The sequence below is a fragment of the Anaeromassilibacillus sp. Marseille-P3371 genome (assembly GCF_900169665.1).
Lineage (GTDB): Bacteria > Bacillota > Clostridia > Oscillospirales > Acutalibacteraceae > Anaeromassilibacillus.
Window position 1 is genome coordinate 992,106 of record NZ_LT835157.1, and the last position, 16,105, is coordinate 1,008,210.

At 43.6% G+C, this 16,105-nt stretch carries 17 protein-coding genes; 16 read left to right on the forward strand and 1 reads right to left on the reverse strand.

The features are described from left to right. The first annotated feature begins 98 nt into the window (after nucleotides 1-98). From B9Y59_RS03175 to B9Y59_RS03220, 10 genes are all read left to right on the forward strand, one after another. Nucleotides 99-1,733, forward strand: a complete 1,635-nt coding sequence (locus tag B9Y59_RS03175; protein ID WP_085531742.1) for a hypothetical protein — start codon at nucleotides 99-101, stop codon at nucleotides 1,731-1,733. A 223-nt stretch (nucleotides 1,734-1,956) separates the two neighbouring features. Continuing rightward, entirely contained in the window at nucleotides 1,957-2,787 is an 831-nt protein-coding gene (locus B9Y59_RS03180; protein ID WP_085531744.1) for a TasA family protein, read from the forward strand. 135 nt (nucleotides 2,788-2,922) lie between these two features. Beyond that, entirely contained in the window at nucleotides 2,923-3,477 is a 555-nt protein-coding gene (locus tag B9Y59_RS03185) for a hypothetical protein (protein ID WP_085531746.1), read from the forward strand. Between the two features lie 64 nt (nucleotides 3,478-3,541). Continuing rightward, entirely contained in the window at nucleotides 3,542-4,393 is an 852-nt protein-coding gene (locus B9Y59_RS03190) for a signal peptidase I (protein WP_085531749.1), read from the forward strand. 35 nt (nucleotides 4,394-4,428) lie between these two features. Beyond that, on the forward strand, nucleotides 4,429-5,070 hold the full coding sequence (locus tag B9Y59_RS03195; protein ID WP_085531751.1) for a hypothetical protein: 642 nt from the start codon (nucleotides 4,429-4,431) through the stop codon (nucleotides 5,068-5,070). An 888-nt stretch (nucleotides 5,071-5,958) separates the two neighbouring features. Then, on the forward strand, nucleotides 5,959-6,336 hold the full coding sequence (locus B9Y59_RS03200) for an SdpI family protein (RefSeq protein WP_085531753.1): 378 nt from the start codon (nucleotides 5,959-5,961) through the stop codon (nucleotides 6,334-6,336). Between the two features lie 76 nt (nucleotides 6,337-6,412). After that, on the forward strand, nucleotides 6,413-6,844 hold the full coding sequence (locus B9Y59_RS03205) for a GNAT family N-acetyltransferase (protein ID WP_054323877.1): 432 nt from the start codon (nucleotides 6,413-6,415) through the stop codon (nucleotides 6,842-6,844). Nucleotides 6,845-7,705: 861 nt separating this feature from the next. Beyond that, nucleotides 7,706-8,281: an RNA 2',3'-cyclic phosphodiesterase gene (gene thpR / locus B9Y59_RS03210; protein WP_085531755.1), complete on the forward strand. Its 576-nt coding sequence runs from the start codon at nucleotides 7,706-7,708 to the stop codon at nucleotides 8,279-8,281. A gap of 18 nt (nucleotides 8,282-8,299) precedes the next feature. Then, entirely contained in the window at nucleotides 8,300-8,569 is a 270-nt protein-coding gene (locus B9Y59_RS03215; protein ID WP_054323875.1) for a GIY-YIG nuclease family protein, read from the forward strand. 82 nt (nucleotides 8,570-8,651) lie between these two features. Further along, nucleotides 8,652-8,996, forward strand: a complete 345-nt coding sequence (locus B9Y59_RS03220; protein ID WP_054323874.1) for a phenylpyruvate tautomerase MIF-related protein — start codon at nucleotides 8,652-8,654, stop codon at nucleotides 8,994-8,996. 240 nt (nucleotides 8,997-9,236) lie between these two features. On the opposite strand, the gene B9Y59_RS03225 is transcribed toward B9Y59_RS03220, so the two are convergent. Continuing rightward, the gene (locus B9Y59_RS03225; protein WP_085531758.1) at nucleotides 9,237-10,067 is read right to left on the reverse strand and encodes an undecaprenyl-diphosphate phosphatase; all 831 of its coding nucleotides are present in this window, start codon (nucleotides 10,065-10,067) and stop codon (nucleotides 9,237-9,239) included. A 335-nt stretch (nucleotides 10,068-10,402) separates the two neighbouring features. Between B9Y59_RS03225 and B9Y59_RS03230 the strand changes: the two genes are divergently transcribed. From B9Y59_RS03230 to B9Y59_RS03255, 6 genes are all read left to right on the forward strand, one after another. Further along, nucleotides 10,403-10,633: an acyl carrier protein gene (locus B9Y59_RS03230; protein WP_054323873.1), complete on the forward strand. Its 231-nt coding sequence runs from the start codon at nucleotides 10,403-10,405 to the stop codon at nucleotides 10,631-10,633. Then, nucleotides 10,630-11,241 carry a 4'-phosphopantetheinyl transferase family protein gene (locus B9Y59_RS03235; RefSeq protein ID WP_085531760.1) on the forward strand — a complete coding sequence of 204 codons (612 nt, stop codon included), beginning with the start codon at nucleotides 10,630-10,632 and terminating at the stop codon, nucleotides 11,239-11,241. Before B9Y59_RS03230 ends, B9Y59_RS03235 begins: the two co-directional genes overlap by 4 nt. Beyond that, complete coding sequence (locus tag B9Y59_RS03240; RefSeq protein WP_442856147.1) at nucleotides 11,201-12,751, forward strand: AMP-dependent synthetase/ligase; 1,551 nt, start codon at nucleotides 11,201-11,203, stop codon at nucleotides 12,749-12,751. The genes B9Y59_RS03235 and B9Y59_RS03240 overlap by 41 nt, the downstream gene beginning before the upstream one ends. Before the next feature lie 200 nt (nucleotides 12,752-12,951). Beyond that, on the forward strand, nucleotides 12,952-14,013 hold the full coding sequence (locus B9Y59_RS03245) for an HD-GYP domain-containing protein (RefSeq protein ID WP_085531762.1): 1,062 nt from the start codon (nucleotides 12,952-12,954) through the stop codon (nucleotides 14,011-14,013). A gap of 49 nt (nucleotides 14,014-14,062) precedes the next feature. Beyond that, on the forward strand, nucleotides 14,063-14,629 hold the full coding sequence (locus tag B9Y59_RS03250; RefSeq protein WP_085531764.1) for a prolyl-tRNA synthetase associated domain-containing protein: 567 nt from the start codon (nucleotides 14,063-14,065) through the stop codon (nucleotides 14,627-14,629). A gap of 221 nt (nucleotides 14,630-14,850) precedes the next feature. After that, on the forward strand, nucleotides 14,851-15,924 hold the full coding sequence (locus B9Y59_RS03255; protein WP_085531766.1) for a tetratricopeptide repeat-containing glycosyltransferase family 2 protein: 1,074 nt from the start codon (nucleotides 14,851-14,853) through the stop codon (nucleotides 15,922-15,924). Nucleotides 15,925-16,105 lie beyond the last annotated feature (181 nt).

Genomic DNA, 16,105 nt, shown 5'->3' on the forward strand with positions numbered 1-16,105 from the left:
CGTTGAAGCATAAATCTAGCAGATCTATCCAAGTGTGGACAAAGGCTTCTAAATGGATGGGTCCCCAAAAAAGAATCAGGAAACCAGGAGGGGCATACATGAAAAAGCGGGCATTTTTCGTATTCCTTTCGCTTACTATTGTGTTCAGTGCAATTTCTGCGTATCTGACACAGGCAGCGGCAGAGCAATTCCTGGGAAGCGGCGCATGGCATGTAGATGAGGAAGGCGTTCTCGAACAGGAGGATGGCTATTATGTCTATACCATCAAGCCAGGAGATATTCAGGATGGTGTAGCGACCGTCCGTTTTGACCCAATTGCTTCCCCGTATGTGTTGATTGAGGATAATTATCATCCCGGCAGCAATACAGGTGTAAAAGTAAAGCTGATTAATGAGAGCGGAAAAAAACTTGTCTGGGAATCCGGTGGATACGATTTTACCACCGTCAATAATTATCAGGTTGGCGGACCGATTCCAGTGGATATCGATCAGTATACTGGTTTTGAGTCTGTAGATTACGGAACGGAAGACCATGAATATTTGTTGCAGTACGGCACTGCCTATCAGACAAACCCAAATTCGTTCGACGTAAAAGGGTTTGATGGGCAATATATTCGCTTTGCGGTGGCCGCAGTCCGGACAAGCAACAAACCGATGGCGCGTTTGTTTGGAAAAGAGGATTCCTATGACGTCACGTTGGTTGAGGCTGTACAGGTAAACGACCGTGTGAAAGAGGCGCTTACATTCCGCGATGCAAATGATCAGGAGAGGTCTGTTTCTGCGGACCCAGATCGTACATATGCGGATTATCTTAAGTTATATTACAACGTGGATTCCCTGGAGGATTTGAGCAATCAGCAAAAATTGGAAGTCTTAGGCGGGGAGATGGAGTTCAAGCGCTTTTCAGAGGATGCATCCGAGCATTTTTCACCGGATACAACCGACCCAATCTTCGATGTGTTCAAATTGTATGGTATTATCAAGCCAAACAATCACTATCAGATGTTGGAGACGGACCCCGAGCTTTTAGCGATGGGATACCATTATCTCTATAGCAATTGCATGCGTTTTACCTTTGACGCAGAGACTTCCCCCATAGATGGAGTGAAAGATTCCGCCAATGGGATGAGTATTGCCGATTTTATGGAAAAAGATCCTGCTTCCGCTGCAACTAGAAATGCGGAAGAAGTCTTTGGCGGAACCGTTTTGAATGAAAATGATGCACTGGCTTTGGACCATTTAGCGTTTGCTTATCAGGCGCCCAATGCGTTTAACTGGATGCCGCACTGTATTGATTTCAATTTTTCTCTAAAGTTTAAAGTGGACGACGACAGTTCCAGTGGCAGTTCGTCATCTTCAAAGCCGTCTACAAGCAGTGGTGGCGGTGGCGGCGGCGACCATGATAAGCCCCATGGCGGCGGAGATAGCAGTTCGTCCATTCCGTCGAGTTCTACAGGCGAGGGGACGGTGAGTACGCCGATGATTCCGGGGGAGACACCTTCTACGACGAGCAGTACCACAGGAGTGGAAAGCGCCGGAGATACGAGTGCTGTTACTGCGACCAGCGAACCTTCTGGGGGAACGCCGAGATCGACTGGTGGGAAGCCTAAAACAGGGGATCATACGCTAGCTTTACTGGCTGTTTCTGCTTCTCTTGCAGTGGGGTCCGGTGTGCTGTGCCTATTGTGTAGAGGAAAGAAAGATAAAAACGAAGAGGAACATAAGAGGAAGTAATTTCCATTTAACGGCGAATCCGTAGATGGTTTTTGAGGAAGAACGTCTGCGGAAAACGGCAGAGGAACAAAAACGCCGTTTGCATGATTGGGAATGTAGCCGTTTGGAAGCGGGACTGTAGAGGGAGTTTTGCTTTGCAGACCGTTTCCTGAATTTAGCCGCGCGGACGTCTTTTCATAAAGATGTCCATAAACCCAAATATATTCAATAGGAGGAAACAAAAATGAGCGCAAAGAGAAAACTGGCAATGTCCGGTGTAGCAATCCTGGTTGTTCTTACCCTCATCGCAGGCGCTACCATGGCTTGGTTCACCGACACAGAGAAGGTCAATGCGAACTTCACCGCTGGCGTGCTGGACATCAGCATCAAGAATGCGGATGGCGAAGTTGCAACCGAGTTGAACTTCCAGAACATGCGTCCGATGGAAAAGGATACCTTCGTTGACGAGGCTACGGCAGTTCTGAATGGCGAGAATCCGTATGAGGGAGAAGGTTATGATCCGACTCCGGTTTATGTACAGCAGTTCGCCATCAGCAATGAGGGCACTCTGCCTGTCAACCTGAAGCTCTCTTTCGAAGATGCTACTCCGACATTGGATGTTCCTGAAATTGTCAGCAACGGCAATGGCGGAATCAGAAAAGGAGAGAATACCACCCGTCAGTCCCAGAATGAATTGGGGAAAGATTATACGAAAGATAAGGCATATGTAGAAAATGCTGCTGATGGTGACGACATTTATGCCCCGAGCAACTATGACAACACCAAGGTTAATCCTCATTTCCATGTCGTGCTCTTCCAAAAGGTTGAGGGTACATGGAAAGTTGTTGCTGAAAACATCAGCCTTGATACCTTAAAGGATGAAGATGGCTACGTTCTGATGAACGGCAATCAAAAGCTGGTTCTCCCGGCTGGCGCAACAGCAGAGGATAATACATATGCTCTGGGCGCCTATCTGGACGAGGGTGCTGGCAATGAGTATCAGGGCAAAGCGTATGAAGTTAACTTCACTGTCAATGCAAAGCAGACAGATGAAGGTGCAACTTTTGCAAAATAATTTCTTATTTGTTTAAGAAACATAACAGCGAAATATGAATGGGTTTTGCGGTGATTGAGAGATCAAATCAACCGGCGTGCCGGAGCATTTGTTCCGGCACACCGGTCTATCTTATTCACAAGGGGGAAGGGCAAGTTGTTCAAACTGCTAAAAGAATCGTGGCTGAGTCTCACACTGGTATTGGTGATTCTGGCGACCGTCTGTACAGCCACGTTTGCATGGCGGGAAGACCTGGACAAGGTCAGTCTCACAGCAAAAAGTGTGCTGCTCAATGCGAAGATGGACCTTGCGAACAACGCGGAGTCCGACCTGGGTGTTTTAAATCTGGCGGCTTTACAGGATGGCCAGACAGCTTATATTCCATTTCAAATGGAGAATTACTCCAATATTCCTTCTGCCGTATCTTTCCGTGTTCTAGTGAAGGACGCGAACGGTGAAGAAATTACAGATGCTTTGGAAGGCTGGGAGGTTTCTATTTTGAGTGAAGGCGAACCCTTGAAGCTTTCTGAGGATGGCACTTCTTTTATTGCAGAGGTTCCAGCGGTGGAAAATGGTTCTGAGATCAATGCTTATACGCTGCAGTTAAAGGCTGCCCCTGATGCGGACTACAGCGAATTGGGTACAGAGGACGCGCAGCTGTATGTCACGGCGGATATTCGAATTCTTGAGGAGGAAACTGTTCAGGAATAAGAAATCGGTTGTCGATCATACTCAGCGGATTTTGTAGAATGTCATAGTAGAGAGGCTGCGTGTGATGGAACAAGTTAAAAAAATATGGTCGATCATCTGTAAAATCTTGAATGCTTTTTTCTTGGTTTTACTGGTGGGGTTGGTCGTGGTTTTGCTTTATCTCGCGATCGGCTCGAAAGGAAACGGGTTGCCGTTTCTACAAAATTATCAGTTGTTTACGGTGTTGAGCGGAAGTATGGAACCAACTTTGAATGTTGGCGGCGTAATCATTGTGGAGAAAGTGGACCCGATGACGCTTGAAGAAGGGGACATTATTACATTTGTTTCCAATGATACCACACTCAACGGAAAGGTTGTCAGCCACCGGATTCTTCAGGTGGTCGATAATAATAATGGCCGAATGTTTATCACAAAAGGCGACGCGAATGAGGACCGCGATGATGCGGCGGCTGTCCCCGATAATGTGATTGGACGTGTTATTTTCCATATTCCTTACTTGGGGTATCTCCTCAATTTTATGAAGACGAAAAATGGTTTTTTCTTGATTCTACTTTTGCCCTGCATGATTATTTTGTTGGTGGAGACCATCAGTTTGTTGAAGAATTTTTGGGCCTATGTGGATGAGAAAAAGGCACTCAAGGAGGGAAAAGTAGAGGACGGTTCAGAAGAAGAACCGGAACTTCCGGAAAAGAGCGAACAGCCTGAGGAAAAGCAGCAGGCGGGGCCCGAGAAATCTACGGGAATAGAAACAGGGGAATCTGCTTCGGGACCGAATGCGGTACAATCTTCAAATGAAGATGCAGGCGAAGAAATGCTTTTAGCTGCTGATAAACAGAATACAACCGATGAGCAGTTTGCAGAGGATTTGCTCCAATCGGATAATGAAACGGAAAACAAACCGACAAGTTGTACATAGATCAAATTTGTGAGTCAATTGGAGGAGTGGTTGTTATGAAGAAGAACTTTTTGAAATTACCAGTGGCTACCATATTAAGTATGGGCCTCTTGCTCACAGTGGTAACAGGGACAACACTCGCTTCAGAGGAAGGGGAAGAGGGGTCTTTTTGGGACCATCAAGAGATGGCCGTTTCGGTCTATGATGGGGACCTGCCGGATTTTAACGAGGCAGCGGTACCGGACGGCGCTTCTGCTTTTAAGAAAATGGTAAAATCCAATGGGAAAGAAGACTCCATTCAGCTTTCCGCAGAGGATCTGTTGAATGGACAAATTACAATAAAGAGGCCTGTGAATCTCTCGATTGAAGGATATGATGCTTTAAGTGCTTCAGAACAGAACAAGATTAAACTTGTCATCGATCTTCCGGACAAATTGGAGGAAGATTCTTTGTATGCGATGACGATCCTTGGACTTCCAGAGGAGCATATTGTTGTGCGAAATCTGGGGCCGGTAAGCTTGTATGTAGGAGATATTCCGGAAGCGAATGTGCCAGAAGAGGATGTGGAGGAATCTTCGAAAGAACCAAGCAACAATTCCGGCTCTGTTTCGGGTGAATCAGACAGGCCCAGTGGTTCTTCTGAAGAACCTGTAGAGGATTCTCAACAGTCGACCGATTCTTCTGTAGCGGCGGAATAATTTGGAATAACTGCTGAAGTCAAGGTTTACTAAACAAAAGCGATAAGAAATTGTTTGATAAAAGAGGTCAAAAAATAGCGCCTGTTTTCAGTCAGGCGCTATTTTTTTGTTGGCGCGGAATAGGCATGATAAAAACCCCCAGTTGAACAGGGGGCGGATAAAAAACTTATAGAGGAAAGAGGGACTCCCTGAGATAAAATAGAAGTGGTTTGGCGGCCACACAACAAAAACACAGGAGGTCAAGTCATGAAAGACATAAATAGTTTATCGCATAGTAGGACTATGTTTTTTTATACTTGAATGGGGATAGAGGACGGATGTATCTGTAATGAAGCTGCAAGAACGTTAAACTCTTAAATTTTTCGGAATAATAAGAGCAACTTATTCAACGAATTGGTTATTTTACTCTTTTTTCTAGAGTGATAAGATGCTATAATCCAATCGTAAAGTGAGATATATAGAGAACCCTATCGATGGGAATCAAGCACAATAGGGTAAGAAAAAGATGGAATATGGACAAAAGAGTTGTTTAAAACTTAGGAAACGGTTTATGTGGTTGAATCATACGGAAACCAAAAAGAGCGTATACCCGATTGATCCATCGATTTGAAGGGTAAGAATTGGTTTCGTATATTTTTGTAGTGTGATTCTTCAGTTACTTCTGTATTTATAGGAGGAAACCCTTAGAGACCATTGGAAAGTTCAGTTGTTTTTCATTAAAAACATATAACGATTCTGATTGTTGGTTCGTTATGAATATGCTTTGCGCCGTTTTGTTTATTTGGGCTTTTATTGTGAACATAAGAAGGTATTATGCAAATCAAGATGAGTAACAACTCCAGTTTATAGAACTAAGAAAATTAGAATTTAGTTGCGGGAGAAATGCTTATGGGATTTTGGATTTATATGTTGATTATGGATTTACTTCTCCCATTTACAATGATTGGTTTTGGGAGACATTTTATGAAGAACGTGCCAAAGACAATTAACGGAGTATTTGGATATAGGACTTCCATGTCTATGAAAAATAAGGAAACATGGGAATTTGCCCATAAATATTGTGGTAAGATATGGTATATTTGCGGGTTAAGCGCATTGCCGATAACAGTAATATTTATGCTCTTAGTAATTGGAAAAAATGTGGAAACAGTAGGAACAGTCGGAGGAATTATAATGGGAATACAGCTGGTTCCTTTGATTGGTTCTATTTTTCCAACAGAAATTGCTCTGAGAAAAAATTTTGATAAAAATGGAAAAAGACGGTAAATTCCAGTTTGTTGAAACGAAAAGAAGAATAAATGCGATAATTGAAACAGAAAAATTGACAAGGAGAACGTTTTGTATGGTTCTGATTGAACAAGTCGAAATAAACGATAGTTTAAAAAAAGACATTCAAAAAGAATTTGAGAAGTATGAGGCAAAGGACGGCGTTTCATTTAATCATACTCCGTTTTGCTTTGTCGCAAAAGAGAACGGGAAAGTAATCGGCGCCATAACAGGGTTTCGTTGTTTTTCAGAAATATACATTGATGAATTGATCGTGTTCGAACATCAACGAGGAAAACACATTGGGACACAGTTAATACAGATGGTGGAAGATACCTATAAAAATCAAAATTTGCATAATATCAATCTTTGTACCTATGAATTTCAGGCACCAGAATTTTATAAAAAACTAGGATTTGAATTGGAATTCGTAAGAAGAAATAATTATAATTCCAAACTGAACAAATACTACTATGTAAAATATTTTGATAAAAGCGATTCGCTATAAATCAGATACTTTTTCAAAGGAAAACATTTTTTTGAAATTCTTGTAGCTTCCAGTTTGACCATTTCACATCCACATTTTAAGAGGTTGGTCTTATATGATTGACCGCTTTTTAACAAAAGACACCATTTAGATGTCAATGGTGTCCCTTTTAGTGTGATTTTATTGTCATATTAAGGCTCGTTCAATCGTAGTAAATTCGTGGTAAAATGAATGTTTTTCTATACTCCAAAATGTTTGAACGTGTAGTGTTTATGCGGACAATCAAAAATCAGATATAAAATTTATAAATAATTAGTTTATACGTACCTTTAAAAAATGTAGCGAAAGGTTGTCCTTGACACCATCTTTTGGCTGTTTATGTTACTAAGTGCGCTTTTTCCATAGCTTTATCATGATGGATAGCCTTGTATCTGAATTTTTATGGGAATAGCCATAGTAGGGGCCACTCACTCGACCGGGTGCTTTTTATTTTGGAACCATGCAGAGCCAAGCAATGATCTTGTTGAATTCGCTTACCCTATCTGAACCGTTGCGTTATTCGTACACATTGGCTGTACTTCCTTTATCGCGGGGATCGAATACGGTTTCTAAGAGGTAAAGGATATAAAAAAGGAATATAGAGATAGAAATGGAAGTTTGAAAGAGAGCCTTCTTTGAAGCCCTGCCTTACCAGGAAGATCGTTCTAAATCTATTTTAATCGATCGGCTTTTAGAATATGTTTTAAATATCGTTGAGACGAGGGAATAACTTTCGTTTCGTTATTTATCAAATTTTTAAAGTGGGCGTGGTTAGAATCTTCTTTTTAACCAGTTTTTGGCCAGCGAAAGTTAAGAGAAAAAGCCATTTTTCAGGAGGGAAAGATGCGGCTGTTTATAGGTATCCGTTTTAATGAACTCATGATAGAGGAACTTTGGCGTCTTGAAAAATGCCTTCAGAACGCAGCGATTTCGGGAACTTTTATACGAAAAGAGAACTTCCATTTGACACTCTCCTTCCTGGGGGAGACTGAGTCCATTGACACAGTGGTTCAAATAATGAATCGTCTCGAATTCCCGGTGTTTTCGTTGATGCTGAAGGGAATAGGGAGTTTCTGTTCAGATCAAAAGGGGAAGACCATCTGGGTCGGTGTGGAGTACTCCGAGCAACTACAAAGCCTACAGAGAACTTTAGAAAGGTCTTTACTCGAAAGTGGTTATTCATTGGAGATGCGTGCCTTTCAACCACATATTACCTTGGGGCGAAAGGTCCTTTTGCGGGAAGATTCTTATTTGAATGAGCTTTCCAGAGCTGTGCTCCAGCAAAAGATGCAAGTAGAACGAATTTCTCTCATGCGATCGGAAATTCAACAAGGGGTACGCATGTATAAAGAAGTCTACTCAAAGGAATTAAGTTGGATAAACCAATCGATTCCTTGCCAGAGTTTCGAAACGAATTGAGTGAAAGGGATGTACTACATGGAGACTAGGGGGAAATGTACGGTTGTATATATCCTCGAATGTTCCGACGGAACCCTCTACACGGGTTGGACGGACCAACTGGACAATCGCTTGGCGGCCCACAACTGTGGACGGGGGGCCAAGTATACGCGTTCTCGCAGACCAGTGTGTTTGGTTTATTGTGAGGAGGTTCCGGATCGTTCCGCAGCTTTGCGCCGGGAGGCGCAGATTAAACGTTTGACACGATCTCAGAAATTGAGCCTTATTCACGAAGCTTCGCTTGAATAGAGAGGACTATTTGTGATATACTTTTGAAAAATAACGCTTAGTATAATGGCGTATGGATGAAATTAAAGGAGGAATTACTACCATGCCATGTATTCAGACGAAGGTCAGCGTAAAAATGACGGAGCAACAGGAAAAAACCATTAAAACGGAGTTGGGAAAGGCAATTTCCCTGATTCCAGGGAAAAGCGAAAATTGGCTGATGCTTACCTTTGAAGATGGTTGTAAAATCTATTTTCAAGGGAATTGTGACCAGCCGGCGGCTTTTGTAGAAGTAAAGATTTATGGAAAGGCCAACGGAGGCGTTTATAATAAAATGACTGCGGCCATAACAGACATACTGAGTAAGGAGTTGCAAATCGCCCCCAATCGGATTTATGTAAAATACGAGGAAGTTGCCTACTGGGGATGGAACGGAAATAACTTTTAACGAAAGATCGAAGATCATCTATGTGACGTTTCACAGAATACCAACAAAACAAAAGACCTCCGCAAATCGTTCAATTACGAAGAGCGGAGGTCTTTTTTGATTTCTGTTAAAGCCGTTTTAATAGCATTTAATTGAACTAGGTATATCGGTACGAAGAAGGAATTTTGTTTGAACAACGACAAAGAACACTTATAAAATAAACAATTTGTATTATTATATTTATATATTTCAAATTGTAAATCAAACGTTGGCAAAGACTAAGAAATACAGCAAGACAAGTGCCCCCAAAATGATACGATAGTATCCAAAGGCTTTAAAATCGTGCTTTTTGATGTATCCCATCAGGAACTTAATGGCAAGAATTGAAACCACAAATGCGACAATCATACCGGTTAAGAGAATAGCGATCTCCATACCGGAATATGTAAATCCAAACTTCAACATTTTCAAGAGGCTTGCCCCAAACATCACTGGGATAGCTAAGAAGAACGTGAATTCCGCCGATACTGTACGGGATGCACCAAGTAATATACCGCCAAGAATCGTTGCACCCGAACGGGAGGTCCCTGGAATTAATGCCAACACTTGAAACAAGCCAATGCAGAATGCAGTACGGTAGGAAAGGTCAGAGAGCGTTTCTACTTTAGGCTTACGGCGCTTATTCCAATTTTCTACAAGGATGAACAATACGCCGTAAAGAATCAACATAACGGCTACTGTGACATAATTAAAAAAAGTGCTTTCGATTAAATCGTCAAAGAGCAGACCGATCACAGCCGCTGGCAGACAGGAGACAATGACTTTTCCCCAAAGCGTAAAAGTATCGCGCTTTTCCTGCTGCGATTTTTTGGGCGAAAAGGGATTCAGCTTATGAAAATACAGCACCACAACGGCGAGAATGGCGCCGAGCTGAATCACAACCAAAAACATGTCCTTAAAAGCCTGTGAAGTGTTGAGCTTAATAAACTCGTCGGCCAGAATCATATGGCCGGTGCTACTGATGGGCAGCCACTCCGTAATTCCCTCGATGATTCCAAGGATGGCGGCTTTCAGGAGTTCGAATAAGTCCATTTGTATACCTCCTATTGGTTGGTAGTTTTGGCAGCATCTACTGCACATTTGTAAATCCTTCCAGTTTGCTATTATCCATTATACAATGAATAGACGCAAAAATAAATTGATAATTGGTGAACCGTTAAAAAGCTTTTTCTTTACAGGGAAAGCTAAATAAACTCTATTTTTGTCGAAACTGTACCTCTTTCACAAACCTCCTGAAAACAAACCGAAAAAGCTTGATACCTCGGCTATTGAAAACTTTTTTCTGCAAGGCTATAATCCAGATATAGCCAGAAATTTCCATGGCCTCATCATGGAAATTGAGAGCGCGTAAAAGGAGGAGTTTAAACATGTTTGAACAGATGAAAGAGATTATCCGAAATTATGTCCAGGTTGCAGACGAGGACATTCATGAAGATTCCCGATTTGTAGAGGATCTGGGGTTCAATTCTTATGAGTTTATGTGTCTGGTCGGGGAAGTGGAAGATGTGTTTGACATTGAAGTGGACGAGCGTGAAGCGGCTAAAATCAAAACGGTACAAGAGGCATTGCATTACATCGCTACTTTGACAGAAGAATGATCTATGCCTGCTCGATTCCCCATGGCATGGGGGAGCATTCAGCCGCTTATACGCTGCTTTCTTGGGTGTTGCATGAGAAGTATCGGTTGACCGGAAACCTATTGTTGGCCCGAACACCGCAGGGAAAGCCCTTCTTGCGCAATTATCCGGGAATCTTGTTCAACATTAGCCATTGCGCAGGGTTGGTAGCCTGTGCAGTGAGTCACACAGAGGTTGGCGTGGATGTTGAGAAAATCCGTCCCTATCCCCCACGGATGCCGCGGCGTATTTTGGCACCGTCTGAACAAGAACAGCTTTTAAAAAGCGAAAATCGAGAGGATTTATTTTTTCGCTTTTGGACGTTAAAGGAAAGCTATGGAAAAGCATTGGGTGTGGGGATTGGTTATCCGTTTCGAGAAATCCATTTTCAACTGGGACCGGTTCCCACATGTAATGTTGCTGGATTTTCGTTTGCGCAAACGGTTTTAAGAAGTGGATTTATTTTGTCCGCTTGCCAAAGGGGGACAGAGCAAGCGCAGACAATGGTATTCTTACGGCACTTGCCGGAACAGACAGGAGGTATTTCCTATGAATATGAACCAACTGCGAAACCTGAAAGACTTAATTGACTTTTCCGCGGAAACGTATGGAGAAAAGATTGCCATTCGCACAAAGCAGAAAAAGGAGATCATTGATAAATCATACATCGCGCTTAAAGCGGATAGTGAGGCCTTTAGCCGGACACTGGAGAAGTATGCGCTGAGGGGAAAACATGTGGCGCTCTTGGGACCGACGAGTTATGAATGGATTGTAGGATATTTTGGCACAGTAAACTCCGGGGGCGTTGTTGTACCAATCGATAAGGAACTTCCGGCAGCCGACATTTGCGACGAGCTCCATCGAGCGGACGTCGAGGTATTGGTATATGACAGCAGTTATGCAGACATTGCAGCGCAGGTGCGGCGCGATTGTCCACAGGTTACGTCTTATTTTGAGATGCAGCGGGAGGCGCATGGAGAGGATGTGTGGTCTTTGCGCCGCTGCTTAGAGGAAAATTGCGGAGCATTTGATGAACCTATAGATCGCGAAAAACTCAGTGTAATTATGTATACTTCCGGTACAACAGGAAAGAGCAAAGGTGTGATGCTGAATCATCGCAATTTGATTGACAATGTTGTGCACTTGGAGATGGGGATTGAACCTGGTACAGCAGTATTGATGACAGTCCTTCCGATTCACCATGCTTATTGCTTTACCTGTGACATTCTCAAAGGGCTTCAGCTGGGTTCAACCATCTGTATCAATGACTCTTTGATGCGTATTGCGAAGAACTTGCAAGTTTTTAAGCCCAATACCATGTTGGTAGTCCCTATGATTGCGCAAGTGATGTATAATCAGGTTTGTGAAGCAGCAAAGAAATCCTTGGTCATCCCCAAAAAGGTGATCGCAAAGGCCGCTTTTGGGGGGAATCTACGCACGATTTACTGCGGTGGCGCCTATTTAAATCCGGAGATGATTGAAAAGTTCCGAGAATTAAATATCAATTTGGTACAGGGTTATGGAATGACAGAATGTGCACCTTGCATCAGCCGCAATTCAGAGACATGTATCAAAGAGGATTCTGTTGGGAAACTGTTGCCTGGGTGTGAAGCAAAGGTCGTAGATGGCGAGATTTGGGTAAAGAGTAGTTCCGTGATGTTGGGCTACTATAAGAACGAAGAAGCGACCAGAGAAACACTGGTGGACGGCTGGCTGCGTACGGGGGACCTTGGCTATGTGGATGACGAGCAATTCCTTTATATTACAGGCCGAAAGAAAAATTTGATTATCTTGAGCAATGGCGAGAATGTTTCCCCCGAGGAACTGGAGAATCGAATCAGCGAGGACCCCTTGGTTGCAGAGGTATTGGTGTATGAAGAAGAGGGGCAGATTACCGCGGAAATCTACCCCAATGAAGACTATGTGGCGAAAAAGCGCATTCAGGATATACAGAAGGAACTGTCTGACCACATGGACGAAATGAATCGGTCACTGCCGATGTTTAAGCAAGTGCGCCGTATTAAGTTGCGCAATACCGAATTTGAAAAGACAACCTCTCGAAAGATTAAGCGGCATTATGGCTCGAACTGTGCAGAATAAAAGGAGAGATACCGTTTTCTGCTATATGTAAACCAATTTGGCTGAATGTAGAGTGGTTTTAGGGGATGAACCGTGTATTCTGTTCCACAAAGTGACGTTTTTTGTCTTGTACGATACTTGTAAAGCCTTTTTACTTACAGTATAATGAAAAGAAAGGCCATATTTTGGCGGTTTGAGCGTATAAGAGAGGCGGCGAAAGCGTGGAGTCAAAAGCAATTCTCTTCGTGGGCAATGCGGGACCGGAACGGGACAGCCTGCGCAAATTGTTCCAAGACACTTATTCTAGCCAGGAAGCGGACAATGAGGAGCAGGTATTGCAATTTCTGGAAACCCGGCACGATTGTGTAGCAGCCATACTGCTCGATATGGATGAAAGGACATTTGACGGCTTTGATGTGCTGTGTACCCTGTCGGAATTGCATTGGACGGATCGAATTCCGGTGGTTATGATTACCTCCCAGCCCCTGGACACGACGGTTTTGCGTGGATATGATAGGGGGATGGTTGACATTATCTGTAGACCCTACCAGGAGGAAATTGTGCGCCGGCGTGTCCAGAACATCATGGAGTTATACGCGCACCGCTTACATCTAGAAAACTTAGTGAACCGCCAGACCCAGGTTCTGAAACAGCAGGCGCGCAAGCTGCGCCGTACATATACCTTTATCATCGACGCGCTCAGCACGGCGGTGGAATTCCGAAACGGAGAGTCTGGGCAGCATATCCGGCGGATTCGTGGAATCACAGAATTGCTGCTTCGCCATTTGGCACAGTCCCATAGAGAACTGGGATTGGACGAGGAACAGATCGAGACCATTGTCTGTGCATCTGCGATGCATGACATTGGAAAGATCGCAATTCCCGATTCCGTACTATTAAAGCCGGGAAAACTGACAGAAGAATTCGCTATTATGCAGAAACATACGGTCTATGGTTGTGATTTATTAAATAGCCTTGCTTATGTACAGGATGATCCCTTGATTACTTATTGTTATGAGATTTGCCGTTCTCATCATGAGCGTTGGGATGGACAGGGATATCCCGACGGTCTGACCGGCAATGCAATTCCTTTAGCTGCACAAGTGGTGTCGCTGGCAGATGTGTATGATGCGCTTGTGAGTGAACGTATTTATAAACCTCCCTATTCACACCAAGAGGCTGTTCGAATGATTCAGCAGGGCGAATGTGGAGCATTCAATCCCATGCTGATGCAGTGTTTCTTAGAAACCGAAAAACAGTTGGAAGAACAGCTAGACGCTTAGGATAGAGGGGGCCAGGCGCGCCCATTGGTCTGTGAAAGGGAGGACTTCGATGGAGTTCATTGATCGGCAAATTTATCAGGGACGGCCAACCGATTCCGAACGTTCTGCTCGGGAAGTCGCTGTGTATGATCTCTTGGATCGGTTGGGAATCACATATGAGCGATTGGATCACAGTACGGCAGCGACGATTGCCGACTGTGAGGAGGTGGAAGCCCTCCTGGGCGTGGAAATTTGCAAGAATCTGTTTCTCTGTAACCGCCAAAAGACTTGTTTTTATCTTTTGGTGATGCCAGGACGCAAAGCATTTCATACAAAGGAACTGTCTTCTCAGATCGGAAGTGCGCGCTTGTCTTTTGCAGGACCTCTAGAGATGGAAGAGCTGTTAGGGGTAACGCCGGGTTCAGTCAGCATCTTGGCGCTTATGAATGATCTGCAACATCGGGTTCAGCTCTTAGTTGACCGTGAGATTCAACAAGAGCCGTGGTTCGGCTGTCATCCCTGTCTCAATACATCCAGCCTTAAAATTCGTACGGAAGATATTTTTCAGATTTTTCTACCGCATACCGGCCATCAGCCGATCTTTGTAACACTTTCTGATGATATGTCAAATCCTTAGAACAAACGATTTAAAAAAGAGGGTGTCCCAAAACAATGGATCTTTCGATTCATAGGAAAAGGACATCCTCTTTTTGTTTGGAAAAATATTTAAGTTTCTAAAAAACGAGGGTACCCTTCCGTCATTTCATGACTTTTGGGACACCCTCGTTTCTTTATAGGCACATTAAATAGGATTGCCGCATAGGATGCCAACAGACGAAAGGATGGGGGGCAAATGCGATGGTAACCATCAGCTTATGTATGATTGTACGAAATGAGGAGGCTGTTTTGGCACGATGCCTTGATTCCGTTAGCAAGGCTGTGGATGAAATCATCCTTGTGGACACCGGATCAGAGGATCGTACAAAGGAAATTGCCAAACGATATACACGCCATATTTATGACTTCCCGTGGGTGGACGATTTTTCTGCTGCCAGAAATTTTTCGTTTTCAAAAGCCACGATGGAATACTGCATGTGGCTTGACGCAGATGACGTCCTTCTTGATGAGGATGCAAAGGCGCTGATGCATTTAAAAGAAACTTTGGACCCCAGTGTTCGTGTGGTCATGCTTCCCTACCAGATCGCCTTTGATGCGGAGGGAAAGCCGACCTTTTCTTATTACCGCGAACGCCTCATCCGAAATGGACAGGGAATGCGCTGGGAAGGGGCCGTGCATGAGGTCATTACTCCCATTCAACCGATTCTCTATGGGACTGCGGCGGTTACACATCGAAAGGTTGGCCCTGGTGACCCAGACCGTAATTTGCGAATTTATGAAAAGCAATTGGCAGAAGGAAAGGTGCTTTCGCCGCGAGAACAATTCTATTATGGGAGAGAACTATACACCCATGGAAGATATGGAGAAGCACAGAAAATCTTCCAGGCTTTTTTAGACAGTGGAGCAGGGTGGTTGGAAAACGAAATCGATGCGTGCCGGCAAATGGCCTATTGTCGATATGCGTTGGGCAATGAAGCAGGCGCATTGCGCGCACTGTTGCAAAGTTTAGAGCTGGATGTACCTAGAGCGGAAGTCTGCTGTGATATAGGAAAGCATTTCTTCGACCGAGATCAATACACACAGGCGATTTTTTGGTATGAAACAGCGGCAAGTCGAGAAAGGGACGATCGTTCTGGCGCCTTTGTTCAACCGGATTGTTATGACTATATTCCCTATTTGCAGCTTTGCGTATGCTATGATCGCTTAGGGAATCTCAAAAAGGCCAATTTCTATAATGAAAAGGCGTGGGCTTGTAGACCACAATCAAAAGTCTGTCAAAACAACCATCTCTATTTCCAAAGCAAACAAATATGATACAGCCTACCCGTTTTTTACTATATTTTTTCGAACCTATTTACGCGATCGATTCTTTGATTTTCGGTCTAAAATCCACCGCTTACCTGCAATCAAGTATTGCATTTTTGCGGTGGGTTTATTTTTTGAAAAAAGGAAAAAGAAATATAATATTTTTGTTGCACAAATAGCGAAATTTTTT